18 protein-coding genes are annotated in these 25,114 nt (G+C 71.6%); 5 read left to right on the forward strand and 13 right to left on the reverse strand.

All coding sequences use genetic code 11. The features are described 5' to 3' along the window. Positions 1-25: 25 nt before the first annotated feature. A complete protein-coding gene (locus tag ACFZDI_RS00905) occupies positions 26-1,606 on the forward strand; it encodes a fibronectin type III domain-containing protein (protein ID WP_391246908.1) in 1,581 nt (526 codons plus the stop codon). Between the two features lie 52 nt (positions 1,607-1,658). Here the strand turns inward: ACFZDI_RS00905 and ACFZDI_RS00910 are convergent, their stop codons facing one another. The 4 genes from ACFZDI_RS00910 to ACFZDI_RS00925 form a co-directional block, all read right to left on the reverse strand. Then, entirely contained in the window at positions 1,659-1,790 is a 132-nt protein-coding gene (locus ACFZDI_RS00910; protein WP_104781486.1) for a hypothetical protein, read from the reverse strand. 252 nt (positions 1,791-2,042) lie between these two features. Then, the gene (locus ACFZDI_RS00915) at positions 2,043-2,585 is read right to left on the reverse strand and encodes a GNAT family N-acetyltransferase (protein ID WP_391246910.1); all 543 of its coding nucleotides are present in this window, start codon (positions 2,583-2,585) and stop codon (positions 2,043-2,045) included. Between the two features lie 71 nt (positions 2,586-2,656). Then, entirely contained in the window at positions 2,657-4,288 is a 1,632-nt protein-coding gene (pruA, locus tag ACFZDI_RS00920) for an L-glutamate gamma-semialdehyde dehydrogenase (protein ID WP_391246912.1), read from the reverse strand. 53 nt (positions 4,289-4,341) lie between these two features. Further along, positions 4,342-5,322: a proline dehydrogenase family protein gene (locus tag ACFZDI_RS00925; RefSeq protein ID WP_391246914.1), complete on the reverse strand. Its 981-nt coding sequence runs from the start codon at positions 5,320-5,322 to the stop codon at positions 4,342-4,344. A gap of 151 nt (positions 5,323-5,473) precedes the next feature. On the opposite strand from ACFZDI_RS00925, the gene ACFZDI_RS00930 reads away from it, so the two are divergent. After that, positions 5,474-6,748, forward strand: a complete 1,275-nt coding sequence (locus ACFZDI_RS00930; protein WP_391246916.1) for a helix-turn-helix domain-containing protein — start codon at positions 5,474-5,476, stop codon at positions 6,746-6,748. Between the two features lie 39 nt (positions 6,749-6,787). On the opposite strand, the gene ACFZDI_RS00935 is transcribed toward ACFZDI_RS00930, so the two are convergent. Beyond that, the gene (locus ACFZDI_RS00935) at positions 6,788-7,366 is read right to left on the reverse strand and encodes a TetR/AcrR family transcriptional regulator (protein WP_234845319.1); all 579 of its coding nucleotides are present in this window, start codon (positions 7,364-7,366) and stop codon (positions 6,788-6,790) included. Between the two features lie 86 nt (positions 7,367-7,452). Between ACFZDI_RS00935 and ACFZDI_RS00940 the strand changes: the two genes are divergently transcribed. Next, positions 7,453-8,997 (forward strand): MFS transporter, encoded by a 1,545-nt coding sequence (locus ACFZDI_RS00940; RefSeq protein WP_391246918.1) that lies wholly within the window; start codon positions 7,453-7,455, stop codon positions 8,995-8,997. Positions 8,998-9,055: 58 nt separating this feature from the next. Here the strand turns inward: ACFZDI_RS00940 and serA are convergent, their stop codons facing one another. The 6 genes from serA to ACFZDI_RS00970 all read right to left on the reverse strand — a co-directional run bounded on the left by serA (position 9,056) and on the right by ACFZDI_RS00970 (position 19,019). Further along, a complete protein-coding gene (serA, locus tag ACFZDI_RS00945; protein WP_234845321.1) occupies positions 9,056-10,645 on the reverse strand; it encodes a phosphoglycerate dehydrogenase in 1,590 nt (529 codons plus the stop codon). Between the two features lie 261 nt (positions 10,646-10,906). Continuing rightward, the gene (ilvC, locus tag ACFZDI_RS00950; RefSeq protein ID WP_234845322.1) at positions 10,907-11,905 is read right to left on the reverse strand and encodes a ketol-acid reductoisomerase; all 999 of its coding nucleotides are present in this window, start codon (positions 11,903-11,905) and stop codon (positions 10,907-10,909) included. 121 nt (positions 11,906-12,026) lie between these two features. After that, on the reverse strand, positions 12,027-12,551 hold the full coding sequence (gene ilvN / locus ACFZDI_RS00955; RefSeq protein WP_003993148.1) for an acetolactate synthase small subunit: 525 nt from the start codon (positions 12,549-12,551) through the stop codon (positions 12,027-12,029). Between the two features lie 21 nt (positions 12,552-12,572). Continuing rightward, positions 12,573-14,417: an acetolactate synthase large subunit gene (locus ACFZDI_RS00960; protein WP_234845323.1), complete on the reverse strand. Its 1,845-nt coding sequence runs from the start codon at positions 14,415-14,417 to the stop codon at positions 12,573-12,575. Positions 14,418-14,647: 230 nt separating this feature from the next. Then, complete coding sequence (locus tag ACFZDI_RS00965; RefSeq protein ID WP_391246921.1) at positions 14,648-17,644, reverse strand: EAL domain-containing protein; 2,997 nt, start codon at positions 17,642-17,644, stop codon at positions 14,648-14,650. 424 nt (positions 17,645-18,068) lie between these two features. Next, entirely contained in the window at positions 18,069-19,019 is a 951-nt protein-coding gene (locus tag ACFZDI_RS00970; protein ID WP_234845325.1) for a 2-hydroxyacid dehydrogenase, read from the reverse strand. Positions 19,020-19,096: 77 nt separating this feature from the next. Between ACFZDI_RS00970 and ACFZDI_RS00975 the strand changes: the two genes are divergently transcribed. Both ACFZDI_RS00975 and ACFZDI_RS00980 read left to right on the forward strand, forming a co-directional pair. Next, the gene (locus ACFZDI_RS00975; RefSeq protein WP_391246923.1) at positions 19,097-20,095 is read left to right on the forward strand and encodes an aldo/keto reductase; all 999 of its coding nucleotides are present in this window, start codon (positions 19,097-19,099) and stop codon (positions 20,093-20,095) included. Positions 20,096-20,218: 123 nt separating this feature from the next. Then, positions 20,219-21,388 (forward strand): PQQ-dependent sugar dehydrogenase, encoded by a 1,170-nt coding sequence (locus ACFZDI_RS00980; RefSeq protein WP_391246925.1) that lies wholly within the window; start codon positions 20,219-20,221, stop codon positions 21,386-21,388. A gap of 248 nt (positions 21,389-21,636) precedes the next feature. On the opposite strand, the gene ACFZDI_RS00985 is transcribed toward ACFZDI_RS00980, so the two are convergent. Together ACFZDI_RS00985 and ACFZDI_RS00990 are read right to left on the reverse strand one after the other, a co-directional pair. Beyond that, positions 21,637-21,897 (reverse strand): DUF6191 domain-containing protein, encoded by a 261-nt coding sequence (locus ACFZDI_RS00985; protein WP_391246927.1) that lies wholly within the window; start codon positions 21,895-21,897, stop codon positions 21,637-21,639. Between the two features lie 59 nt (positions 21,898-21,956). Beyond that, on the reverse strand, positions 21,957-25,031 hold the full coding sequence (locus tag ACFZDI_RS00990) for an AAA family ATPase (protein ID WP_391246929.1): 3,075 nt from the start codon (positions 25,029-25,031) through the stop codon (positions 21,957-21,959). Positions 25,032-25,114 lie beyond the last annotated feature (83 nt).

Here is a 25,114-nt window from a genome sequence, read left to right on the forward strand (position 1 = left end):
ACCTCCGCTGGGAGATTCACTGGACATGGAGATCCCCCACTTCGGCATCCCGCCCGAGCTCGCCGGCCGCATGAGCATGGCGGAGCAGCACGAGTACCTGCGGACGCGGCTGTCGCGGCGGCGCACCCTGGTGACGGCGGGCGCGGTGGCGAGCGGGCTGCTGACCGGCTGTTCCGGCTCCGGTTCCCGTTCTGGGCAGAACGGTGCCACGGCCACCGGCGGCCCATCACCGAGCACGTCGGAGGCGCCCGGCTCCCTGATCACCCCCTTCGGCCGCCATCTGGCCTTCGGCGCCGACCCGAAGACGCAGATGCGGATCTCCTGGCAGGTGCCGCTCGCGGTGCGCAAGCCGTACGTCCGGGTGGGGCTGCGCCCCGACGACCTCGGTCGCAAGGTCGAAGCGGAGCTGCGCGACCTGCGCACCCCGGAGCTGAAGGGCATCCGGGCGGCGGTCGAGCAGTACTACCTGCACGCCGCGCTGGACGGCCTGCGCCCGGACACGACGTACTACTACGGCGTCGGCCACGAGGGCTTCGACCCGGCCTCCCCACGGCACCGGTCGACCGTCACGTCCTTCCGGACGGCACCGGCGCGTCCGCCCGAGCGGTTCGTGTTCACCGCGTTCGGCGACCAGGGTGTCGGAGATGAGGCGGCCCTCAACGACCGTACGCTGCTGGGCCGGAAGCCCGCCTTCCATCTGCACGCCGGCGACATCTGCTACGCCGACCCGACCGGCAAGGGCAAGGAGTCGGACGTCTTCGACGCGACCCAGTGGGACCGGTTCCTGAAGCAGACCGAGCCGGTGGCCCGGTCGGTGCCGTGGATGGTGACGACCGGCAACCACGACATGGAGGCCTGGTACTCGCCGGACGGCTACGGGGGTCAACTCGCCCGGTTCTCCCTGCCGGACAGCGGCTTCGACGCGCGCACGGCACCGGGCGTGTACGCCTTCGCGTACGGCAACGTCGGTGTGGTCGCGCTGGACGCGAACGACGTGTCGTACGAGATCCCCGCCAACTTCGGCTACTCGGAGGGGAGGCAGACGAAGTGGCTGGACTCGAAGCTCGGCGAGTTGCGGGCTTCGAAGGACGTCGACTTCATCGTCGTCTTCTTCCACCACTGCGCGTACTCGACGTCCACGCACGCCTCCGACGGCGGGGTGCGCGCCGAGTGGCTGCCGCTGTTCGCCCGGCACGAGGTGGACCTGGTGATCAACGGGCACAATCACGTCTACGAGCGGACCGACGCCGTCAAGGGCGGCGAGGTGGGCCGGCCGGTGCCGGTCGGCGGCACGACGGACCCGCGGCGGGACGGGATCGTCTACGTCACCGCGGGCGGCGGCGGCAAGGAGCTGTACGGCTTCCCCGACGGCGTGAAGGAGAGCTACGAGGGCAACACCGCCGACCACGAGGCGGTCAGCACGTTCCGGTGGACCAGGTCGCAGGGCACCGAGGAGGAGTCGGCGCAGTGGTCACGGGTGCGTTACCGCGGTTTCTCGTTCCTCTCGGTGGAGGCGGTCGGCGGCGCCAGGCCGGAGCTGAAGGTGTCGGCGCTGGCGTCGAGCGGCGAGCGGATCGACCATTTCGAGGTGCGGCGCGGGGCGTGAGGCCCCGCACCGCACCTCGTCGGGCGGCTCCCGGTCGGTCGCGGCGTGCGGCTCAGTGGCCGCTCGACCCGCCGTTGTCCCTGCGGTCCAGGGCGCGCTGGAGCGCGGCGGCGGCGTTCTTCCGGTCGGACTCGGTCGTACGGGAAACGTGACGGACTCGGCGGCGGACGGTCGTCTCGGCCATGGGAAATCGACTCCTTCGACAGCGCGGAGTGCAACAGGGAGGGTTGCGAGACGCCGGATGGGGCGGGGAGCGCGGTGCCGCAGGGGTTGCCTGCACGGGGCCCGGCTCACGACCGCCCTTCGCTTGGTCGAGCGAGACGTTCGGCTCCTACAAAGCTAAGGGAGGCCGGAGCGTCTGTCTCCACAATTACTCGGACTTCCTACTATCTGAGACGGCGGACTGGGTCACACCGTCCTGACCTGCGGCGCTCTCTTAGAGCACGTCACCGTCGCGCCAGTCGAAGACGAGTTCGTGCGCGGGGTCGAGCGGACCGGCGAGGGCGGGCCGCACGAACGTGCTGGCCTCTTCTTCGGGCAGCCGGACGATGCCGTCGAGCGGGCTGAGGGCGTGCACCCGGCCGTCCCAGAGCCGCCAGCCCCGGGAGGTGTAGAGGCGGGCGCCCTCGTCACTGGCGGAGAGGGCGCCGAGATCGTAGGCCCGGTCGACGACGCGTTCCAGCTCCGCCATCACCCGTCCGCCGAGGCCGGTGCGCCGGGCGTCGGCGCGGACGGCGACGTTCTCGACGTACCCGGCTCGCAGCCACCGGCCGCGGTGCCGCACCCGTCGCATCACGACCGCCCCGTGCGCGACGAGCCCCGAGCCGTCGTGGACGAGGGCGTGCACACCGCCGAGTCCGTGGTCCCAGTCCTCGTCACCGAAGTCACCCTCGAACGCGGCGTCCAGCAGGCCGCGCGCGGCGTCGAGTTCGGCGGGGGTCAGGTCGGCGGTGTGGGCGGTGCGCATGCGGATGGTCATCGGCCCAGTCTTTCCCCGGACACGCCGACGGGCCAGGTCTTTTCGGCCTGGCCCGTCGGTGCGGCGGGGTGTCAGCCCATGTGCGGGTAGGTGTAGTCCGTCGGCGGGACCAGCGTCTCCTTGATGGCGCGGGTCAGGGTCCAGCGCATCAGGTTCTGCGGGGCACCGGCCTTGTCGTTGGTGCCGGAGGCACGGCCGCCGCCGAAGGGCTGCTGGCCGACGACGGCGCCGGTGGACTTGTCGTTGATGTAGAAGTTGCCGGCCGCGTAGCGGAGCTTGTTCGCCGTGTAGGCGGCGGCCGCGCGGTCGTTCGCGACGACCGAGCCGGTCAGGGCGTAGTCGGAGACGGACTCCATCTGGGTCAGCATCTCGTCGTACTTGTCGTCCTCGTAGACGTGCACGGCGAGGATCGGGCCGAAGTACTCGGTGCGGAAGACCTCGTTGTCGGCGTCGGTGCACTCGATGACGGTCGGGCGGACGAAGTACCCCTCGGAGTCGTCGTAGCTGCCGCCCGCGACGATCGTGCAGGAGGCGTCCTCCTTGGCCCGGTCGATGGCGGCCTTGTTCTTGGCGAAGGCACGCTCGTCGATGACGGCGCCGATGAAGTTCGACAGGTCGGTGACGTCGCCCATCTTGATGCCGTCGACCTCGGCCGCGAACTCCTCCTTGAAGCCGGAGTTCCAGATCGAGGCGGGGACGTACGCCCGGGACGTGGCGCTGCACTTCTGGCCCTGGTACTCGAAGGCACCCCGGGTCAGCGCCGTCTTCAGGATCGCCGGGTCGGCCGACGGGTGGGCGACGAGGAAGTCCTTGCCGCCGGTCTCGCCGACCAGGCGCGGGTAGGTGCGGTACTTCTCGATGTTGGCGCCGACCGTCTTCCACAGGTACTGGAAGGTCTTGGTCGAGCCGGTGAAGTGGATGCCGGCGAGGTCGCGGTGCTCCAGGGCGACCTCGGAGACCTCGATGCCGTCACCGGTGACGAGGTTGATGACGCCCTTGGGCAGACCGGCCTCCTCCAGCAGCTGCATGAGCAGCACGGCGGCGTGGGTCTGCGTCGGAGACGGCTTCCACACGACGACGTTGCCCATCAGGGCGGGGGCCGTCGGCAGGTTGCCCGCGATGGCGGTGAAGTTGAAGGGCGTGATCGCGTAGACGAAGCCCTCCAGCGGACGGTGGTCCAGACGGTTCCACACGCCCGGGGCGTTGGCCGGGGGCTGCTCGGCCAGGAGCTTGCGGGCGTAGGAGACGTTGAAGCGCCAGAAGTCGATCAGCTCGCAGGGCGTGTCGATCTCGGCCTGCTGGGCGGTCTTGGACTGGCCGAGCATGGTGGAGGCGGCGAGCGTCTCCCGCCACGGGCCGGACAGCAGCTCGGCGGCGCGCAGGATGATCGCCGCGCGGTCGTCGAAGGCCATCGCACGCCAGGCGGGCGCGGCGGCCAGGGCCGCGTCGATGGCGTCCTGCGCGTCCTGCTGGGTGGCGTTGCGGTACGTGCCGAGCACGGCCTTGTGGTTGTGCGGCTGGACGACCTGGAAGGCCTCGCCGCCGCCCATCCGCTTCTCGCCGCCGATGGTGCAGGGCAGGTCGACCGGGTTGTCGGCCAGCTCCTTCAGCTTGGCCTCCAGCCGGGCCCGCTCGGGCGAGCCGGGGGCGTAGCCGTGCACCGGCTCGTTGACGGGGGTGGGGACCTGGGTCACAGCGTCCATGTTTTCCGTAACTCCTTACTGAGCGGTGTGTCGGTCTCAGCCCTTGAAGGCTGTCAGCCCTTGGTGAGCATCGAGCGGGCGAAGAAGCGCAGGTTGGCCGGCTTCTCCGCGAGACGGCGCATGAAGTAGCCGTACCAGTCGGTGCCGTACGCGGTGTAGACGCGCATCCGGTGGCCCTCGGCGGCCAGCCGCAGGTGCTCGTCGGTGCGGATGCCGTAGAGCATCTGGAACTCGTACTCGTCGGGCTTGCGCCCGGCCTGGTGGGCGAGTTCCTGGCCGATCGCGATCAGGCGCGGGTCGTGGGATCCGATCATCGGGTACCCCTCCCCCTGCATCAACGTCCGCAGAATGCGTACGTATGCCCGGTCGATCTCGTGTTTGTCCTGGTACGCGACGGAGGCGGGCTCCTTGTACGCGCCCTTGACCAGGCGGACCCGGCTGCCGCTCTCCGCGAGGCGGCGGGCGTCGGCCTCGGTGCGGAACAGGTAGGCCTGGATCACGCAGCCGGTCTGCGGGAAGTCCTTCCGCAGTTCCTCGTGGATGGCGAACATCGAGTCGAGGGTGGTGTGGTCCTCGGCGTCGAGCGTGACCGTGGTGCCGATCTCGGCGGCGGCCTCGACGACCGGGCGGACGTTCTCCAGGGCCAGCTCGTGGCCGCCCCGGAATGTGGGGGTGGGCCCGGAGGGCCCTTCGAACGGGGTGGTGGTGGGCGACGGGAGGGCCTGCCCGAACATCGACAGCTTGACCGACATCTCGGCGCGGGTGCCGAGCTCCAGCGGCTTGAGGCGGTCCACGAGCTCCAGGTAGGCGTCCCGGGCGGCGGCGGCCTGCGCGGGGCTGGTGATGTCCTCGCCGACGACGTCCATCGTCAGCTCCAGTCCCTGCCCGGTCAGGTCGAGTACGACGGGGACGATGTCGTCGACGTCCTCGCCGGGGATGAAGCGGTCGACGACCTGCTTGGTCACCGGGGCCGCCGAGATCAGGCGTCGCATCCGGTCGCTGCGTGACGCGGCGAGAATCACGGGACCCAGCACGGGGCACCTCCAGAGCACAAGCAACGTGAAGGCCGGACCCCTCGCGGCGACGCGTCGGGTACGGCACGGAGAACCACCGTGAAACCTAAGGATCCCTCCGATCGTCGGCCATCGACAGCTGTCACGCATCCGTGCCGGAGATCTCAGACAGATGTATGAAGGGGCCCGGGAAGTGCGCGACAATGCCCGGGTGACGTCGGAACACAGGGGCGACTACGAGGAGCTGGTCGACGAGATCTCGGAGCTGCTCGGCGCGCCCGCGACCCTGGAGAACCGGGACTTCGAGCTGATCGCCTTCGGTGCCTACGACAGTGAGGGCGACCTCGATCCCTCGGCCCTGGACCCGGTGCGCACCCGCTCGATCCTCACCCGCCGCTCGACGGCCGCGGTGCGGGCCTGGTTCGAGGGCTTCGGCATCACCCGCGCGACGGAACCGGTCCGTATCCCGCCGACACCGGAGGCCGGGGTCCTGCGGGGCCGGATCTGCCTCCCCGTCCGGCACCGGGGAGTGGTGCACGGCTACGTCTGGCTGCTGGACGACGATCCCGGCCCGAGCGAGCAACAGCTGTCCGCCGCCATGCGGGTCACGGCCCGCATCGGTGCCCTGCTCGCGGACGAGGCACAGCACGGCGCCGACCTCAGCCGGGAGCTCCGGGCCGTCCTGACCGCCGAGCCCGGCTGGCCGGGCGACATGGCCGTCGCCGAGCTCCGCACGGCCCTCGGTCCCCGCGCCGACGGCCTCCACGCCCTGGTGTGTGTCGCGCCCTGGCCCTCGGCCGACCCGGACGACGCCCCGTCGGTCCGCGCGATCCCGGGGGCGACGGCGCTGTGCACCCTGCCGTGGGGGGCGACGGCCCAGTGTCTGGCGGTGCTGATCCGCCTGCGCTCCTCGGACGTGCTGACGCCGGCGACCACGGCGGCGGGGCGGCTGCTGGAGAGGGCGCGTGGGGGAAGCGGCGTGGAGAGCGGTGGGCCGAGCGGCAGCGGCCCGCGCCCGGCAGCGACACCGGCACGGGCACCGGCCGCCGGTATCGCCACCCCGCGCTCCGGGCTCGCCGAAACGGCCACCGCTTGGCGCGAGGCGTCGGCGGCAGCCCGGGCGGCACGGGCCGAGACGCGGTTCGGGCCGGTCGCGCAGTGGGCGTCGATCGGGCCGTTCCGGCTGCTCACGGCCCTGCCACCCGACGTCGCCCACGACCCCGTCGCCCGCGCGCTGCTCACCCCGGCCCACCAGGAACTCGCCCGGACCGCCGAGGTCTTCCTCGACTGCGCCGGCCAGGCCGCCCGGGCCGCCGCCGAACTCGGCATCCACCGCCAGACCCTGTACTACCGTCTGTCCCGCATCGAGAAGCTCACCGGCCTCGACCTGGACGACGGCGAGGACCGCCTGCTGCTGCACATGGCCCTGAAGGCGCACCGCCTGTGAGGACGGGCCCACCAGGTCGTCGGCGCACCGGGTGAGGCGTCACTTCCCCCCGGCGGCCTCGATCACCTGTCGCAGCCCGGCGGTGAGCCGCTCGGCGTCCGGCGCGCTCTCCGGGTCGAAGGTCCACTGCGCCATCAGGCCCATCATCAGGGTCAGGTAGAAGGACCCGAGGGTGTCCACCTGCTCGTCCGTCACGTCGTCCTCGTGCCCGCCGAGGAAGAGCGGCAGGATGCCGCGCGCGCCCTCCCGCTGGGCCCGTGCGAGATGCGCCCGCACCTCCGGCAGCTGATCCCCCATGGCCACGATCTCCATGCTGAGCCGCCACAGGGAACCGGGCTCCCGCATGGTCTGGATGATGTTCGCCCAGACGTCGGTGAAGCGCTCCAGCGAGCCCGGCTCCCCGCGCAGCGCACCGCCGCCCTCGAAGGCGTCGGACATGCCCTCCACCATCTCCACGTACGCCTGGGCCAGCAGCGCGTCCTTGGAGCCGTAGTGGTAGCCGATCGACGCCAGGTTGGTCCCCGACTCCTTGACGATGTCGCGCGCCGTCGTGCGCAGGAAGCCCTTCGCCAGCAGGCAGCGCTTGGCGCCCTCCAGCAGATCCTCACGGTGTCCCATGGCACGCCAGCCTAGCCCGTTATCCAGACGCACGTATTAAACAGACGTACTAGACAAGCGTTTAATACGATCGTACAGTCCTGTCCATGACGACGAACCCCCCGCCCTCTCCCGCCCTCGCCGGCCGCCGTGAATGGACGGCCCTCGGCGTGCTGATGCTCCCGCTGCTGCTGGTCTCGATGGACGTCTCGGTCCTCTACTTCGCGATTCCCGCGATCAGCGCCGATCTGGAACCGAGCGCCACCCAGCAGCTGTGGATCTTCGACATCTACGGCTTCGTGCTGGCCGGCCTGCTGATGACGATGGGCTCGCTCGGCGACCGCATCGGCCGCCGCAGGCTGCTGCTGATCGGCGCCGCCGCATTCGGCACGGCCTCCCTGATCGCCGCCTACGCGAACAGCGCCGAGACCCTCATCGCCGCCCGCGCGGTCCTCGGCATCGGCGGCGCGACGCTGATGCCGTCCACCATGGCCCTGGTCCGCACGATGTTCACGGACCCCGCGCAGCGCACCAAGGCGATCGGTGTCTGGTCGGGCGTGATGACGGCCGGCATCGCGCTCGGCTCGGTCATGAGCGGCATGCTGGTCGAGCACTTCTGGTGGGGCTCGGTCTTCCTGGTCAACCTGCCCGCGATGCTGCTGCTCCTGGTCCTCGGACCCGCCCTGCTGCCCGAGTCGCGCACGCCGGACCCCGGCCGCTTCGACCTGCTGAGCGTCCCGGTGTCGATGGCGGCGGTGCTCCCCGTGATCTACGGGCTGAAGGAACTCGCGGCCGAGGGCTGGAACGTGCGGTACGTGATGTCGGTGACCGTCGGCCTGCTCTTCGCCGCGCTGTTCGTCCACCGCCAGCGCACGACGGCCTCCCCCCTGATCTCCCCGGACCCGTTCCGGGCCCCCGGCTTCAGCCCGGCACTCGTCCTCAACCTCGCCGCCGCCTTCGGCATGATGGGCTCGGCGTTCTTCACGACGCAGTACATCCAGTCGGTCCTGGACAAAGGCCCCCTCGAAGCGGCGCTGTGGAGCCTGCTGCCGTCGGTGCCCATCGCACTCGCCGCGCCCGTCTGCGCACAGCTCGTCCAGCGGGGCGTCGCACGCGCCCACGTGATCGGCGGAGGCTTCGCGGTCGCCGCGTGCGGCTACGTGATGCTGACCCTGGCCAAAACCGGCTCCCTCTGGCTGCTGCTCGCCGCTTGCGCCGTCCTGGCCTGCGGCATCGTCGCGGTGATGTCACAGGTCACGGACCTCGCCCTGAGCGCCGCCCCGGCCGAGAAGGCCGGCGCGGCATCGTCCCTGCTGGAGACGGGCACGGAGTTCGGCGGCGCGCTGAGCATGGCGTTCCTCGGCTCCATCGGCACGGCCGTCTTCCGGCACGACATGCCGGACTCGGCTCCGGCGGCGGCACGCGAGACCCTGGGCGGCGCCCTGGCCGTGGCCGACCGGCTCCCGGGGCGCGCGGGGGACGCCCTGGCGACGGCGGCCCGGGAGGCCTTCACCAGCGGCATGCACGCGGCAGCGGTCACGGGTGCGGTGCTGCTGGCCGGTGCGGCGGCAGCGGCGGTACTGACCCTGCGGCGGGTCCGGGAGACGAAGAACGCCGGACGGGCTGAGCAGCTCAGCCCGTCCGGCGTCTGAGGACGGACCCGTTCAGGACGAACGGGATGCACCCGGGGGGTGAAGCCCCCCGGGCAGGTCAGGCCAGGTTCACCGACCGGGCCGAGGTCGCCCCGATCTCCGCGGCCACCTCGGCCAGCACCGGCGCGGTCACCGTGTCGTCCACGGTCAGGACCGCCAGTGCCTCGCCACCGGCCACCGCACGCGACACCTGCATGCCGGCGATGTTGAGGCCCGCCTCGCCGAGGATGCGGCCCACCGTGCCGACCACGCCGGGACGGTCCTCGTACTTCAGGACCACCATGTGGTCGGCGAGCGCGAGGTCCACGTCGTAGTCACCGACCGCGACGATCTTCTGAAGGTGCTTGGGGCCGGCGAGCGTGCCGGACACCGACACCTCCTCACCGTCGGAGAGCGTGCCGCGCACCGTGACGACGTTGCGGTGCTCGGTCGCCTCGGAGCTGGTGGTGAGGCGCACCTCGACACCGCGCTCCTGCGCGAACAGCGGCGCGTTGACGTAGGAGACCGTCTCGTCGACGACGTCCTCGAAGACACCCTTGAGCGCGGACAGCTCCAGCACCTTCACGTCGTGCTGGGTGATCTCGCCGTACACCTCGACGTCGAGGCGGACCGCGACCTCGCCGGCGAGCGCGGTGAAGATCCGGCCCAGACGCTCGGCGAGCGGCAGACCCGGCTTGACGTCCTCGGCGATGACACCGCCCTGCACGTTCACCGCGTCCGGCACGAGCTCACCGGCGAGGGCGAGACGCACCGAGCGGGCCACGGCGATACCGGCCTTCTCCTGCGCCTCGTCGGTGGAGGCACCGAGGTGCGGGGTGCAGACGACCTGGTCGAACTCGAACAGCGGGGAGTCCGTGCAGGGCTCCTTCGCGTACACGTCGAGACCGGCACCGGCGACCCGGCCCTCCTTGAGGGCGGAGTACAGCGCCTCCTCGTCGACGATCCCGCCCCGCGCGGCGTTGACGATGCGCACGCTCGGCTTGACCTTGCGCAGCGCCTCGTCGCCGATCAGGCCGAGGGTCTCGGGGGTCTTGGGGAGGTGGACGGTGATGAAGTCGGAGACCTCGAGCAGCTCGTCCAGCGACAGGACCTTGACGCCCATCTGCGCGGCGCGGGCGGGCTGCACGTACGGGTCGTAGGCGACGACCTTCATGCCGAAGGCCGACATGCGCTGTGCGACGAGCGCGCCGATGCGGCCGAGGCCGACGACGCCGAGGGTCTTCTCGGCCAGCTCGACGCCGGTGTACTTGCTGCGCTTCCACTCGCCGTTCTTCAGCGCGGCGTTGGCCTGCGGGATGTTGCGGGCGGTGGCGACCAGCAGACCGCAGGCCAGTTCGGCCGCGGTCACGATGTTCGAGGTGGGGGCGTTGACGACCATCACGCCGGCCTTGGTGGCGGCGGAGACGTCCACGTTGTCCAGGCCGACGCCGGCTCGTGCGACGACCTTCAGCTTGTTCGCGGCGGCGATGGCCTCGGCGTCGACCTTGGTGGCCGAGCGGACCAGAATCGCATCGACGTCGGCGATCGCCGGGAGCAGCTCCGCCCGGTCGGCGCCGTTGCAGTGCCGGATCTCGAAGTCCGGGCCCAGTGCGTCGACGGTGGCGGGCGACAGCTCTTCAGCGATGAGTACGACGGGTTTCGAGCTCACGTGAGTCCTCACAAGTCCAGTGCTGCGGACGGCCGTCCCGACGGCCGCAGGCGGTGGAGGGGTGCTTGCCGCGTTGGAGACGCACGACGCTGTGGGCCTGACGCGTATGTATCTGTGCAGCAGTCTAGTGGCGCCCGGGGGGTCGTCCTGTGCCGCTGCGGAAGGATCACCCGGACGAGACGTGCCGATCTGGAGGGGTCCGGGGCGAAGCCCCCGCGGCGGCGTCCCCCTGCCGGGGGGCACCGCCGCGGGGCCGGTGGGTCACGCGTCCTCGTTCACCCACGACATCAGCTTGCGCAGCTCCTTGCCGGTGGTCTCCAGCAGGTGCTCGGAGTCCTGCTTCTTGTACTCGTTGTACTTCTTCAGACCGCCGTGGTACTCGTCCATCCACTGGGTCGCGAAGGTGCCGTCCTGGATCTCGGCGAGGACCTTCTTCATCTCGGCCTTGGTGGCGTCGGTGATGATGCGCGGGCCGGTGACGTAGTCGCCCCACTCGGCGGTCTCGGAGATCGACCAGCGCATCTTCTCCAGGCCGCCCTCGTACATGAGGTCCACGATCAGCTTCAGCTCGTGCAGGCACTCGAAGTAGGCGATCTCCGGCTGGTAGCCCGCCTCGGTCAGCGTCTCGAAGCCGGCCTTGACCAGCGCCGCGGTGCCACCGCAGAGGACGGCCTGCTCACCGAACAGGTCGGTCTCGGTCTCCTCGGTGAAGGTCGTCTTGATGACGCCGGCGCGGGTGCCGCCGATGCCCTTGGCGTAGGACAGCGCCAGCGCGAAGCCGTTGCCCGTGGCGTCCTGCTCGACGGCGGCGATGCAGGGAACGCCGCGGCCCTCCTCGTACTGGCGACGGACCAGGTGGCCCGGGCCCTTCGGGGCGACCATGCAGACGTCCACGCCGGCCGGGGGCTTGATGAAGCCGAAGCGGATGTTCAGGCCGTGGCCGAAGAACAGGGCGTCGCCGTCGTTCAGGTTGGGGGCGATGTGCTCCTCGTAGACCTGCGCCTGGATCGGGTCCGGGACGAGGATCATGATGACGTCGGCCTCGGCGGCGGCCTCCGACGGGCTCACCACGCGCAGGCCCTGCTCCTCGGCCTTGGCCTTGGACTTGGAGCCCTCGTGCAGACCGACGCGGACGTCGACACCCGAGTCACGGAGCGACAGCGCGTGGGCGTGGCCCTGGCTGCCGTACCCGATGACCGCGACCTTGCGGCCCTGGATGATGGACAGGTCGGCGTCGGCGTCGTAGAACAGCTCGGCCACTTTGGGTTCTCTCCTCGGGAGTGCAGGTGTTGCGTCCCACCGTATGACGGGGGGCGGAAGGGAAGTCTGAGGGTCTCGGAATACGGGCGGACGGAGGCGCTCCGACCGCCCGTTCCGGGTGTTACGCCGACCGGTCCAGAGCGCGCAGCGACCGGTCCGTGATGGAACGGGCACCGCGTCCGATCGCGATGGTGCCGGACTGGACGAGTTCCTTGATGCCGTAGGGCTCCAGCATCTTGAGCATCGCGGTCAGCTTCTCGCCGGATCCGGTGGCCTCGATGGTGACGGCCTCCGGGGAGACGTCGACGGTCTTGGCGCGGAACAGCTGCACGATCTCGACGATCTGGGAGCGCGTCTCGTTGTCGGCGCGCACCTTCACCAGAACGAGTTCGCGCTGCACGGCCTGTGACGGCTCCAGCTCGACGATCTTCAGCACGTTGACGAGTTTGTTGAGCTGCTTGGTGACCTGCTCCAGCGGCAGGTCCTCCACGCCGACGACGATGGTGATGCGGGAGATGTCGGGGTGCTCGGTGACGCCGACCGCGAGCGAGTCGATGTTGAAGCCGCGGCGGGAGAACAGGGCGGCGATCCGGGCGAGGATGCCGGGGGTGTTCTCCACCAGGACGGAGAGCGTGTGCTTGGACATGGTCTTTTACGTCTCTCTCGCTCAGTCGTCTTCGTTGTCGCCGAAGTCGGGGCGGACGTCCCGGGCGGCCATGATCTCGTCGTTGGAGGTGCCGGCGGCGACCATCGGCCAGACCATCGCGTCCTCGTGGACGATGAAGTCGACGACGACGGGGCGGTCGTTGATGGAGTTCGCCTCTTCGATGACCTTGTCGAGGTCGTCCGGGGACTCGCAGCGGATGGCGTAGCAGCCCATGGCCTCCGACAGCTTCACGAAGTCGGGGACGCGGGTGCCGCGGGCCTCGGGGTTGACGTCGTCCGGGCCGGAGTGCAGCACGGTGTTGGAGTACCGCTGGTTGTAGAAGAGGGTCTGCCACTGGCGGACCATCCCGAGGGCGCCGTTGTTGATGACGGCGACCTTGATCGGGATGTTGTTCAGGGCGCAGGTGGTGAGTTCCTGGTTGGTCATCTGGAAGCAGCCGTCGCCGTCGATGGCCCAGACGGCCCGCTCGGGCGCTCCGGCCTTGGCGCCCATGGCGGCCGGGACGGCGTAGCCCATGGTTCCGGCGCCGCCGGAGTTCAGCCAGGTGCCCGGCTTGTCGTACTCGATGAAGTGGGCGGACCACATCTGGTGCTGGCCGACGCCCGCCGCGAAGATCGTGCCCTCGGGGGCGAGCTGCCCGATGCGCTCGATGACCTGCTGCGGGGAGAGCGAGCCGTCGGCGGGCTGGTCGTAGCCGAGCGGGTAGGTGTCGCGCCAGCGGTTCAGGTCGTTCCACCAGGAGCTGTAGTCGCCCTGATGGCCCTCGCTGTGCTCCTTCTGGACGGCCTGGATCAGGTCGGCGATGACCTCGCGGGCGTCACCGACGATCGGCACGTCGGCGGCGCGGTTCTTGCCGATCTCGGCCGGGTCGATGTCCGCGTGGACGATCTTGGCGAGCGGGGCGAAGCTGTCCAGCTTGCCGGTGACGCGGTCGTCGAAGCGGGCGCCGAGGGCGACGATCAGGTCGGCCTTCTGCAGCCCGGTGACGGCGGCGACGGAGCCGTGCATGCCGGGCATGCCCAGGTGCTGCGGGTGCTTGTCGGGGAACGAGCCGAGCGCCATCAGGGTGGTGGTGACGGGCGCGCCGGTGAGCTCGGCGAGGACCTTCAGCTCGGCCGTGGCCTTGGCCTTGATGACACCGCCGCCGACGTACAGCACGGGCCGCTTGGCCTGGGTGATCAGCTTGGCGGCCTCGCGGATCTGCTTGGCGTGCGGCTTGGTCACCGGGCGGTAGCCGGGCAGGTCCATGGTGGGCGGCCAGGCGAAGGTGGTCTTCGCCTGGAGGGCGTCCTTGGCGATGTCGACCAGGACCGGGCCGGGACGGCCGGTGGAGGCGATGTGGAACGCCTGGGCGATGATCCGCGGGATGTCCTCGGCCTTGGTGACGAGGAAGTTGTGCTTGGTGATCGGCATGGTGATGCCGACGATGTCCGCCTCCTGGAAGGCGTCCGTGCCGATCGCCTTGGACGCCACCTGGCCCGTGATCGCGACCAGCGGCACGGAGTCCATGTGCGCGTCGGCGATCGGGGTGACCAGGTTGGTGGCGCCGGGGCCGGACGTGGCCATGCAGACGCCGACCTTGCCGGTGGCCTGGGCGTAGCCGGTGGCGGCGTGACCGGCGCCCTGCTCGTGGCGGACCAGGACGTGGCGCACCCTGGTGGAGTCCATCAGCGGGTCGTAGGCCGGGAGGATCGCACCGCCGGGAATGCCGAATACCGTGTCGGCGCCGACCTCCTCGAGAGAGCGGATGAGGGACTGTGCGCCCGTCACCTGCTCGGGGGCGGAGTGTCCTCCGGATCGGGGCCGGGGCTGCGGGTGGTGGGCCCCGGTGGCCTGCTCGGTCATCGGCATTCTCTTCTCAGATGCTGAGGGTTTATGCGAGGTTTGGACGGTCTTCGGCTGCCGCACGGAAGGGGCCCGTGCAACAAAAAACCCCTCGTGCCATAAGGCAAGCGAGGGGAGCGCGCCGGGTGGGGTCGCTGAGCGGTCGAGGCTCAGCGTCAGCCGACGCGCTTTCCAAGTACGAGAATTCGGGTGCGCATGGCACTGACCCTCCCCCCGGCACGCACTCACTGTCAAGTGGGTGGGACGGGAGTCTCATTATGTGAACGAAGGGTCGTCCCGCCTCCGATGACGGCGGACATGCCCGAGCTGTACACCCGCGGGGCGCCGCCCGCGAACGCCGGCTCGGCCGGTCCGTCCGGCACCGGAAAGTGGCCGGCGGCGAGCGCCCGGCGCAGCCGGTACTCGTCGAGCGGCCCGGAGAAGGCCATTCCCTGTCCGTGCGTGCAGCCCATCGCGCGCAGGGCGACGACCTGCTCGGGCAGGTCCACCCCTTCGGCCACGGACTTCAGCCCGAGGTCGCCCGCGATGCGCAGCAGCCCGCTGGTGATCTTGTACAGGCGGGCGGACTCGACGACGCCCTCGACCAGACCGCGGTCGAGCTTCAGCACGTCGACGGGGAGCCGCCGAAGGGCCGTGATCGCCGCGTAGCCGCTGCCGAACCCGTCGAGCGCGATCCGTACGCCGACCCGCCGCAGCGCACCCAGGCGCCGCTCCAGCTCGTCCAGCGAGACCCTCGGGTCGGCGTCCGACAGCTCGATGATCAGCGAGCCGGACGGCAGTCCGTGCCGTGTGAGCAGCGCCTCGATCGAGCCGAGCGGCATCGACCGGTCCAGCAGGCGGCGGGCGCTCATCCGGACGACGACCGGCGCGGACAGCCCGGCCGCGTGCCGCTCGGCGGCCTGCTCGACGGCCTCCTCGATCATCCACCGGCCCAGTTCGGCGGTCTTGTCGCCGTCCTCGGCGACGCGCAGGAACTCCGCCGGGGTGAAGAGCACCCCCTGCGAGGAGCGCCAGCGCGCCTGGGCGGACACCGACGTGATCCGGCCGTCCTCCAGGGAGACCACCGGCTGGTGCAGCAGGGCGAACTCCCCGTCGTGCAGCGCGGCCCGCAGCCGGGTGGCCAGCTCCGCCTTGCGGACGACGTCCTGCTGCATCTGCGGCCGGTACAGCTCGACGCGGCCCTTGCCGCCGGCCTTGGCGCGGTACATGGCCAGGTCGGCGTTGCGCAGCAGTTCGCCGGCGCCGAGGCCGGATTCCGCGAAGGCCACGCCGATGGAGGCGTTGACCCGGACATCGTTGCCGTCGATGAGGTAGGGCTGGGACAGGGTCGTCCTGAGGCGGTCGGCGAGCTCCAGGATGTGCCGCTCCCGGGCGTCCCGGTCGCGGGTGTTGTCCCCGGCGATCAGGGCCGCGAACTCGTCCCCGCCGAGCCGGGACGCGGTGTCGCCGTGCCGTACGGAGTCCTGGAGTCTGCGGGCGGCCTGGACGAGCAGTTCGTCCCCGGCCTGGTGCCCGATCGTGTCGTTGACGGCCTTGAAGCCGTCGAGGTCGATGAACAGCACGGCCGTGTTCCGCAGGGCCACGCCCCGGTCGGAGGCGCGGCGTCCCGAGAGGGCGTGCTGGACGCGCTTGGTGAACAGGGCGCGGTTGGGCAGGTCCGTGAGCGGGTCGTGTTCGGCGTTGTGCTGCAACTGGGCCTGCAGGCGCACCCGTTCGGTCACGTCACGGCTGTTGAAGATGAGGCCGCCGTGGTGGCGGTTGATGGTGGACTCGACGTTGAGCCATTCTCCGTCGCCCGAGCGGAAGCGGCACTCGATGCGCGTGGTGGGTTCCTCGACCGGGTTGGCGGCGAGGAACCTGCGTACCTCGTGCACGACGCAGCCCAGGTCCTGGGGGTGGATGAGGTTGGCCAGTTCCGTACCGACCAGGTCCTCCGCCGGACGGCCGTAGACACCGGCGGCGGCCGGGGAGACGTAGCGCAGGACGCCGCTGGGTGCGGCGATCATGATGACGTCGCTGGAGCCCTGGACCAGGGAGCGGAAGTGGTTCTCCTTCTGCGCCAGTTCCTGGGTGAGGGTGATGTTGTCGAGCAGCATGATGCCCTGGCGCACGACGAGCGCGAGGACCACCGTGCCCCCGGTGAGCAGGACGACGCGGTCGACGCTGCGGCCGTTGAGGACGTTGTAGAGGATCCCCAGGGTGCACACGGCGGCCGCCAGATACGGCGTGAGCGCGGCGAGGGAGCCGGCGATGGGCCGGGTGGCCGGATACCGGCTGTGCTCGGCGTCGGGCGGGGGCGCCGGGTGGTGGGCGCCGGCGCGCTGCCCCGGCACGTGTTCGTGCACCACGCGGGTGTGCCCGGCGGTGCCGTACCGGTCGAGCTCCGCGCGGGCCCCCGCCCACGGGGCGTACGCCAGGAGCAGCGAGCCGGCGAACCAGCCCGCGTCGAGGAGCTGCCCGGAGCGGTAGTCGTGGTGCATGAGCGGTGAGGTGAACAGGGCGTCGCACATCACGGTCAGGGCGAGGGCGCCGATGGCGGTGTTGACCGCGGAGCGGTTCACCGCGGACCGCCTGAAGTGCAGTGCGAGCACCATGCTGACCAGCGCGATGTCGAGCAGCGGATAGGCCAGCGACAGCGCGATGTGCGCCACACCGGGCCCTTCCGACTTCGCGGCCTGGGCGAGGGCGAGGCTCCAGGCCAGCGTCAGCAGCGAGCCGCCGATGAGCCAGGCGTCCAGCCCGAGGCAGACCCAGCCGGCCTTCGTCACGGGCCGCTTGGCGAGCACCAGCAGCCCGACGATCGCGGGCGGGGCGAAGCAGAGGAAGAACAGGTCGGCGTAGCTGGGACTGGGCACGGGCAGCCCCAGGACCACCTCGTACCACCCCCACACCAGGTTGCCCAGGGATGCCATGGTCGAGGAGAGGCCGAACAGCAGCCAGGCGGGTCGAAAGCGGGTGCGGCGGCTGCGGGCGTAGAGGAAGCACGAGACGGCGGCCGTGCCGGCCGCGGCGCTCAGCCCGAAGTCGCCCATGAACAGGGCCACTTCGGACGAGCCCCAGCCGAACGCGGCACCGACGGCGTATCCCGCGCAGGCCAGGGTGAGGACGACTTTGGGGGCCAGGCCGGGCCGCTGCCCGGTGACCGGCGTACGGGGCAGGAGCGCGCCCGGGGAAGGAGGCTGTGCCCGCAGCGCTCCGTCCAGCGTGGGGGTGGGGGGCGCGTTCACCGGGCCCTCCCGGTCCGCGCCGCGCCCGGGTCCCGCGAGCCTGGGTGGACCGGCTGGGCGTGCCGTCGGCCCCTGCCGGTCCTGCGGTGGTGATGGCTGTGATCGGTGTGGTGTTCGCTGTGGTGGGTGTGGTGGCCGACGTGATCGGCGTGCTGACCGCGTCTGCTCGCGGCCGCCCGCCAGGGTCGCCGCCGGCAGCCCCGCCCCGTCGGATCGCTCGTCCATAGGCCGTGCATCGCCTGTCGCCCCCCTCACAGTCTGAAGTGTCCGTCCCCGGCGCCGTTTGGTCCCCGGCGCAGCCCCTGTCGGGACGATACACCAGTCTCGTCACTCAGGGACATAGGTTCTCTACGCTCCGTGACGATCAATAGATATATGAGTACCCACCGCACCCGGAGGATTGCGGACGGTACTCGCACTTGTCTCAGACGGTTGAGGCACCCGTCGTAAGGATCACGTTGCGGAGCGGCTCCCGGTTCACAAAACGGTTCAACTGATCCACCAGGAGCCGCTTGGCGCGCGGAAGGAACGCGGAGGTGGGTCCGCCGACATGGGGGCTGATGAGTACCCCCGGCGCGCGCCACAGGGGGTGTTCGCGCGCCAGCGGCTCCGGGTCGGTGACGTCGAGAGCGGCGGTGATGCGGCCGGTCTCCAGCTCGGCGAGCAGGGCCTTGGTGTCGACGACCGGGCCGCGGGCGACGTTGACGAGGAGCGCGCCGTCCTTCATCCGGGACAGGAAGTCGGCTCCGGCCAGGCCACGGGTGGTTTCGGTGAGCGGGGTGGACAGGATGACGACGTCCGCTTCGGGCAGGAGCGCGGGGAGTTCGGTGAGCGGATGCACCGGACCGCGCGCCGTGGTGCGCTCGGAGCGCGCGACGCGCGCCACCCGCGCCACCTCGAACGGAACGAGCCGGTCCTCGATGGCCTCGCCGATCGAGCCGTACCCCACGATGAGGACGTTCTTGTCGGCGAGCGCGGGCCGGAACCCGCCGAGCCACTCCCCCCGGTCCTGCGCGCGCACGAAGTCGGGGATCCCGCGCAGCGAGGCGAGGATCAGCGCCAGCGTGAGCTCACCGGTGCTGGCCTCGTGCACCCCGCGCGCATTGCACAGCCGGACACCGGAGGGCAGCTGCGCGAGCCCCGGCTCCACGTGGTCGATCCCGGCCGAGAGGGTCTGCACGACGCGGACGTTGTTCATCCGCCCCAGGGGACGTACGCACAGCGGGCTGGGCTTCATATAGGGGACGACGTAGAAGGCGCAGTCGGCCGGGTCCGCGGGGAAGTCCGCCTCGCCGTTCCAGAAGCGGTAGTCCGGCCCCTCGGGGAGTCCCTCGATCTCGTCCGGCGGGATGGGCAGCCACACGTCAGCAGTCATGCTCTGGAGGCTATGTCAGGTGCCTGTGACGGCAGAGGTTAGGTTGGGGTGGCTCGAACAGGGAGGGTCACGACCAGGTGGAGCGCAGGACGATCGGCGCGGCGGCGCTCGCGGTGGGGGCCGTCGGACTCGGGTGCATGCCGATGAGCTGGGCGTACAGCGCGTCGCGGCGGCGCGGCGACGAGTCGCTCAGGGCGGTGCACCGGGCGCTCGACCTGGGCGCGTCCCTGCTGGACACCGCCGACATGTACGGCCCCTTCACCAACGAGCTGCTGGTGGGGCGGGTGTTGAAGGAGCGGCGGTCCGACGCGTTCGTGTCGACGAAGGTCGGGCTGCTCGTGGGCGACCAGCACATCGTCGCCAACGGCCGCCCCGGGTACGTGAAGCGGGCCTGCGACGCCTCGCTGCGGCGGCTGCAGACGGACGTCATCGACCTGTACCAGCTGCACCGGGCCGACCCCGAGGTGCCGGTGGAGGAGACCTGGGGCGCGATGGCGGAGCTCGTGCAGGCCGGGAAAGTACGGGCGTTGGGCCTGTGCGCGGTGGGCGCGCGGGCCGGCCGCCGCGCCGGGGCCCGGCTGCACGACGGAACGATCCGGCAGCTGGAACGGGTGCAGCAGGTCTTCCCGGTGAGCGCGGTGCAGGCCGAGCTGTCGGTGTGGTCCCCGGAGGCGCTGGAGACCCTGCTGCCGTGGTGCCGGACGCGGGGCGTTGGATTCCTCGCCGCGATGCCGCTGGGCAACGGCTTCCTGACCGGCAGGCTGCGCCCCGGCGCCGGCTTCGAGGCGGACGACCCGCGCGCCCGGCACCCCCGCTTCACGGGCGAGATGATGGCCGCGAACCAGCCGGTCGTCGCGGGCCTGCGGCGCGTGGCCCGCCGGCACGGCACGGACGTCACTCCCGGCCAGATCGCCCTCGCGTGGGTGCTGGCCCAGGGCCCGCACGTGGTCCCGGTCCCGGGCACGAAGCAGGAGCGCTGGGTCACGGAGAACACGGCCGCCGCGGACGTGCACCTGACCCTCGACGATCTCCGGGAGATAGCCGCGCTGCCGCCGGCCCGGGGGTCGTGGGACTGAGCCCCGTTTCCGCGGGTGCGTTCCGGGCAAACCCCGTGTTCCGGCTACGGCGTTGCGTGATCGGGAACCTCTGAGCCGCGAGCGGTGTATGACAGGGAGAGGACCTGCCCCGTCGAAGGGACCATGATCGTGCAACGTCGAGCCGTCCCGGCCGTGCTGGCCGCCGCCGCGCTCCTGCTGACGGCCGGTTGCTCCTCCGACGGCGGAGGTCCCTCCGGCAAGGACGACAGCGCCTCCCCGAGCCGTACGGCGCCGGGGTCGTCCGCGCCGCCGCGGCAGGCCGACGAGACACCGCCCGCCAAGGGCTCGGTGAAGGTGGTGCGCACCGTCGCCGAGGGCCTGGACTCCCCCTGGGGTCTCGCTCCGCTGCCGGGCGGCGGGCTGCTCGTCGCCTCCCGGGACGACGGGACGATCGTGCGGGTCGACGAGAAGACCGGCAGGAAGACCGAAGTGGGCGAGGTGCCGGGCGTCTCGGCGGCCGGCGAGGGCGGCCTCCTCGGGCTCGCCGTCTCCCCCGACTACGCCTCGGACCGCATGGTCTACGCGTACTTCACCTCGGCCTCCGACAACCGCATCGTCCGCATGATCTACGACGGGCAGAAGCCGGAGGGCGAGCAGCTCGGCGCTCCCGACACCGTCTTCAAGGGCATCCCCAAGGGCTTCATCCACAACGGCGGACGCATCGCGTTCGGCCCGGACAAGATGCTGTACGTGGGCACCGGTGAGAGCGGCGACACGGGCCTGTCGCAGGACAGGAAGTCCGTGGGCGGCAAGATCCTGCGGCTGACCCCGGAGGGCGAGCCGGCGCCGGGCAACCCGTTCCCGGACTCGCCGGTGTACTCGTACGGGCATCGCAACGTGCAGGGCCTCGCCTGGGACGACAGGCAGCGGCTGTTCGCCTCGGAGTTCGGGCAGGACACCTGGGACGAGCTCAACGCGATCAAGCCGGGCGACAACTACGGCTGGCCGGAGGCGGAGGGCCGGTCCGACGACAAGGCGTTCCACAACCCGGTCGACCAGTGGACCACGGCGGAGGCCTCGCCGAGCGGCATCGCCTACGCGCAGGGGTCGGTGTGGATGGCTGGTCTGCGCGGCAAGCGGCTGTGGCGCGTCCCGCTGGACGGCACGGCGGCCTCGGCCGAGCCGCAGGCGTTCCTGGAGGGCGAGTACGGGCGGCTGCGCACGGTCGTCGCGGCGGGCGCCGACAGGCTCTGGCTCGTCACCAGCAACACGGACGGCCGGGGCGACCCGAAGGCCGGCGACGACCGGATCCTGGAACTGCGGGTGTCGTAGCGGCTCCGGCCGCCTTCCGGTCGCCCGGCTGCCGCGGGTGCCGTGGCGGCTGCGGGTGCCGGGGCGTCCGGCCGTTGCGGGAGAGGTAACGGCTCCGGCTGCCGGGGCCGTCCGGCTGCCGCGGGTGCCGTGGCGGCTCAGGTCGTTGCGGGTGGCGTGGCGGCTCCGGGTGCCGGGGCGTCCGGCCGTTGCGGGAGAGACGGCTCCGGCTGCCGGGGCCGTCCGGCTGCCCCGGGTGCCGTGGCGGCTCAGGTCGTTGCGGGTGGCGTGGCGGCTCCGGGTGCCGGGGGCGTGCGGTCGTTGCGGTGTTGCAGTGGCTTCCGTTGGTTACCGGGGTCGTCCGGGTCCTCGTCGGGTGGCCGGACGACGACCTTTCCGGAGGCGAGATCTATCGGCCCGCGTCCGGGGTCGCCGTCCCCCACGTCCTCACGGGTCAGTTCCAGGCGGTTCTGCTCGTCGTGGGTGTGCTTGCGCCCGGGCGAGAACAGTTCCTCGAACATGTTGAACAAAGGGTGCCTCCCTGGGCCGCGGGGTCACGGCATCCACGACCTCCTTTCCAGCGTATGCCTCAGCCCGCCGGACCGGGCATGAGCATCTCGGCCGGGAACAGCCCCAGCCGGTGCGCCACCGCCGCCGCCTCGCCCCGCCCGGAGACGCCGAGTTTGCCGAGGATGTTGGAGACGTGCACGCTCGCCGTCTTGGGCGAGATGAACAGCTCCTGCGCGATGCGGCGGTTGGTGTGGCCCGCGGCGACCAGGCGCAGGACGTCCCGTTCCCGGGTGGTGAGGCCGAGGGTGTCCGCGGGGTCGGCCGGCGCGGGGGCGGGTCCCGTGACGGGCGTCAGTGGGAGGCGGGCGCGCCGGGCGAGCGCGGTGGCGGCGTCGGTGAGCGGACGGGCACCGAGGTGGCGGGCGACGGAGTGGGTGAGCCGAAGCAGTTCCGTGGCACGGTCGCGCTCGTCCTCGCCGGCGCCCGTCAGCAGGGACTCGGCCAGGCGGTACCGGACACGGGCGAGGTCGTAGGGCCGGCCCAGCGGTTCGAAGGCGGTGACCACGTCCGACCAGGTGTCCGGGGTGCTGCGGCCCTCGGCGCGGTGGAGCTCGGCGCGGACCCACAGCTCGTGGGCGAGCCAGACGGGGGCGTGGGTGGTGAGGCGCTTGACGGCGGTGAGGACACCGTCCAGGACCTGCTCGCGGCCGTCGCGGGCGGCGGGCAGCGCCCGGGCGTCGGCCTCGGCGGTGGCCGCCTGGAGCAGCAGCGGCCAGGCGTAGCGCTGAGTGCCGAGCGGGAAGCCGGATTCCAGGGTGCGGGCCAGTTCGGCGCGGGCGTCGGCCAGGCGGCCCTCGGCGGCGGCGACGGCGATGGTCAGGTAGGAGATCGGCAGGTCGTGCTGCGGCATGGGGTCGTGCGGGCCGTAGGCGGCGCGGCCCTGGGCGAGATACCGGGCCGCCTCGGGCACCTGCCCGCGTGCGAGCGCCAGATACGCCAGGCAGTTGGCGCCGGACCCGTGCGGACCCGCGGTCTGGCCGCGTCGCTGGGCGTTGCCGGCGGCCTCCGCGGCCTCGTCCCAGCGGCCGAGGGAGATGAGCGACTCGGCGAGGTTGCTCCAGATCCAGGCCTCGGCGTCCCGCAGACCCATCGTCCCCGTGAGCCGCAGGCCCTCCCGCAGGATCTCGACGGACTCCTCGGAGCGGCCGACACCTTCGAGGACGGAGGGCAGGTTCACATGGCTGCGGCCCACGACGACCGCAAGGCCACGGGCGACCACCTCGTCCCGGACGTCGTACATGTGGCCGAGCCCGGCGTCGATCTGCCCGGCGTCGACCATGAGCCCGCCGAGGGTGAGCCGGGCGTTGGACTCGATGTCGTCGGCGCCGACCATGCGCGCGTACTCGACGGCGCGCTCGGCGGCCTTCAAGGCGTCCGGGCCCGGTTCGTGCAGCATCGACCAGTGGGCGGCCGTGGCCAGCACCTCCGCGTGCACCTCTGACGGCGGCAGACCGCGGACCAGTTCCTGCGCGGTGGCGATCTCCTGCCAGCCGTCGCCCCGGGCCAGTCCCTGCACCAGCCGGGAGCGCTGGATCCAGAACCAGGCGGCGCGCAGGCGGTCGTCCTCGTCCTCCAGCAGGCGCAGTGCCCGCTTGGTGATCTTCAGGGCGCGTTCGCGTTCCCCGCAGAGCCGTCCCGCCACGGCCGCCTCGGCCAGCAGGTCGAGGTGGCGCAGCGTGGTGGTGGCGGGGTCGCAGCCGCTGGGGGTCCCCCCACGTCGTTCAGACAGTGGGTGAGGGTAGACCTCGGTGTAGTCCACGGGGCGCAGGGTGCCGCGCACGGCCTCGGGAGCGGAGTCCCACAGCTCCATCGCCCGCTCCAGGAGCCGGAGTTGCTCGGAGTAGGCGTGCCGGCGGCGGGCCTCCACGGAGGCTTCGAGGACGGCGGGCAGGGCCTTGGCGGCGTCGTGGGCGTGGTACCAGTAGCTGGCCAGGCGGGTCGCGCGCTGGTCGGCGGGGACGAGGGCCGGGTCGGTCTCCAATGCTTCGGCGTAGCGGCGGTTGAGGCGGGAGCGTTCACCGGGGAGCAGGTCGTCGCTGACGGCCTCGCGGACCAGGGAGTGGCGGAAGCGGTAGCCGTCGCCGCCGGGCGCGGGGGCGAGGATGCCGGCGTTCACGGCGGCCCGCAGCGCCTCGATGAGGTCGTCCTCGGCGAGCCGGGCGACGGCGGCCAGCAGCCGGTACTCGACGGTGGAGCCGCCCTCGGCGACGAACCGGGCGACCTGCTGGGCGGACTCCGGGAGTCCCTCCACGCGGACGAGCAGCAGGTCGCGCAGGGAGTCGGTGAGGCCGGTCCGGCAGCCCTCGTGGGCGGCGACGGCGAGTTCCTCCACGAAGAAGGCGTTGCCGTCGGAGCGTTGGAAGATCGCGTCGACCTGGTCCGGGGCGGGTTCGTGGGCGAGGATCCCGGCCACTTGGCGGCCGACCTCGTCACGGTTGAAGCGGGCGAGTTCGACGCGGCGGATCGTGCGGAGCCGGTCGAGTTCGGCGAGGAGGGGCCTCAGCGGGTGGCGTCGGTGGATGTCGTCGGAGCGGTAGGTGGCGAGGACGACCAGACGGCCGGTGCGCAGGGTGCGGACGAGGTAGGTGAGCAGGTGGCGGGTGGAGGCGTCGGCCCAGTGCAGGTCCTCCAGGGCGAGGACGACGGTGTGCTCGGCGGCGACGCGCTCCAGCAGGCGTGCGGTGAGCTCGAAGAGGCGGGCCATGCCGTCCTCGTCGTGCCGTCCGGCCCGTGATTCGCCGAGTTCGGGCAGCAGCCTGGCCAGTTCCTCCTCCTGTCCGGCGGCCGCGGCGGCCAGTTCGCCGGGCAGTTCGCGGCGCAGGGCGCGCAAGGCGGTGGAGAAGGGGGCGAAGGGCAGCCCGTCGGCGCCGATCTCCACGCAGCCGCCGAGGGCGACGACCGCCCCCCGGCGGCGGGCGGCGGCGGCGAACTCCTCGACGAGGCGGGTCTTGCCGACCCCGGCCTCCCCGCCGACGAGCAGGGCTTGCGGCTCGCCCGCGCGGGCGCGCGCGAGGGCGTCGTGCAGCGTGCCCAGCTCCTCGGCACGGCCGACGAAGACGGGACTGACGGACCTGGTCTCCACGGGCCCGAGCATCGCATGCGGGTCTGACGGAGCGGCACCGGTTTTCCGTCCGACGGCACCGGCAGCGGCGGCCGTCCCCGCAGGGGCGACGGCAC

This window comes from Streptomyces sp. NPDC007907, from assembly GCF_042959365.1.
In the GTDB taxonomy this organism is placed as follows: domain Bacteria; phylum Actinomycetota; class Actinomycetes; order Streptomycetales; family Streptomycetaceae; genus Streptomyces; species Streptomyces indiaensis.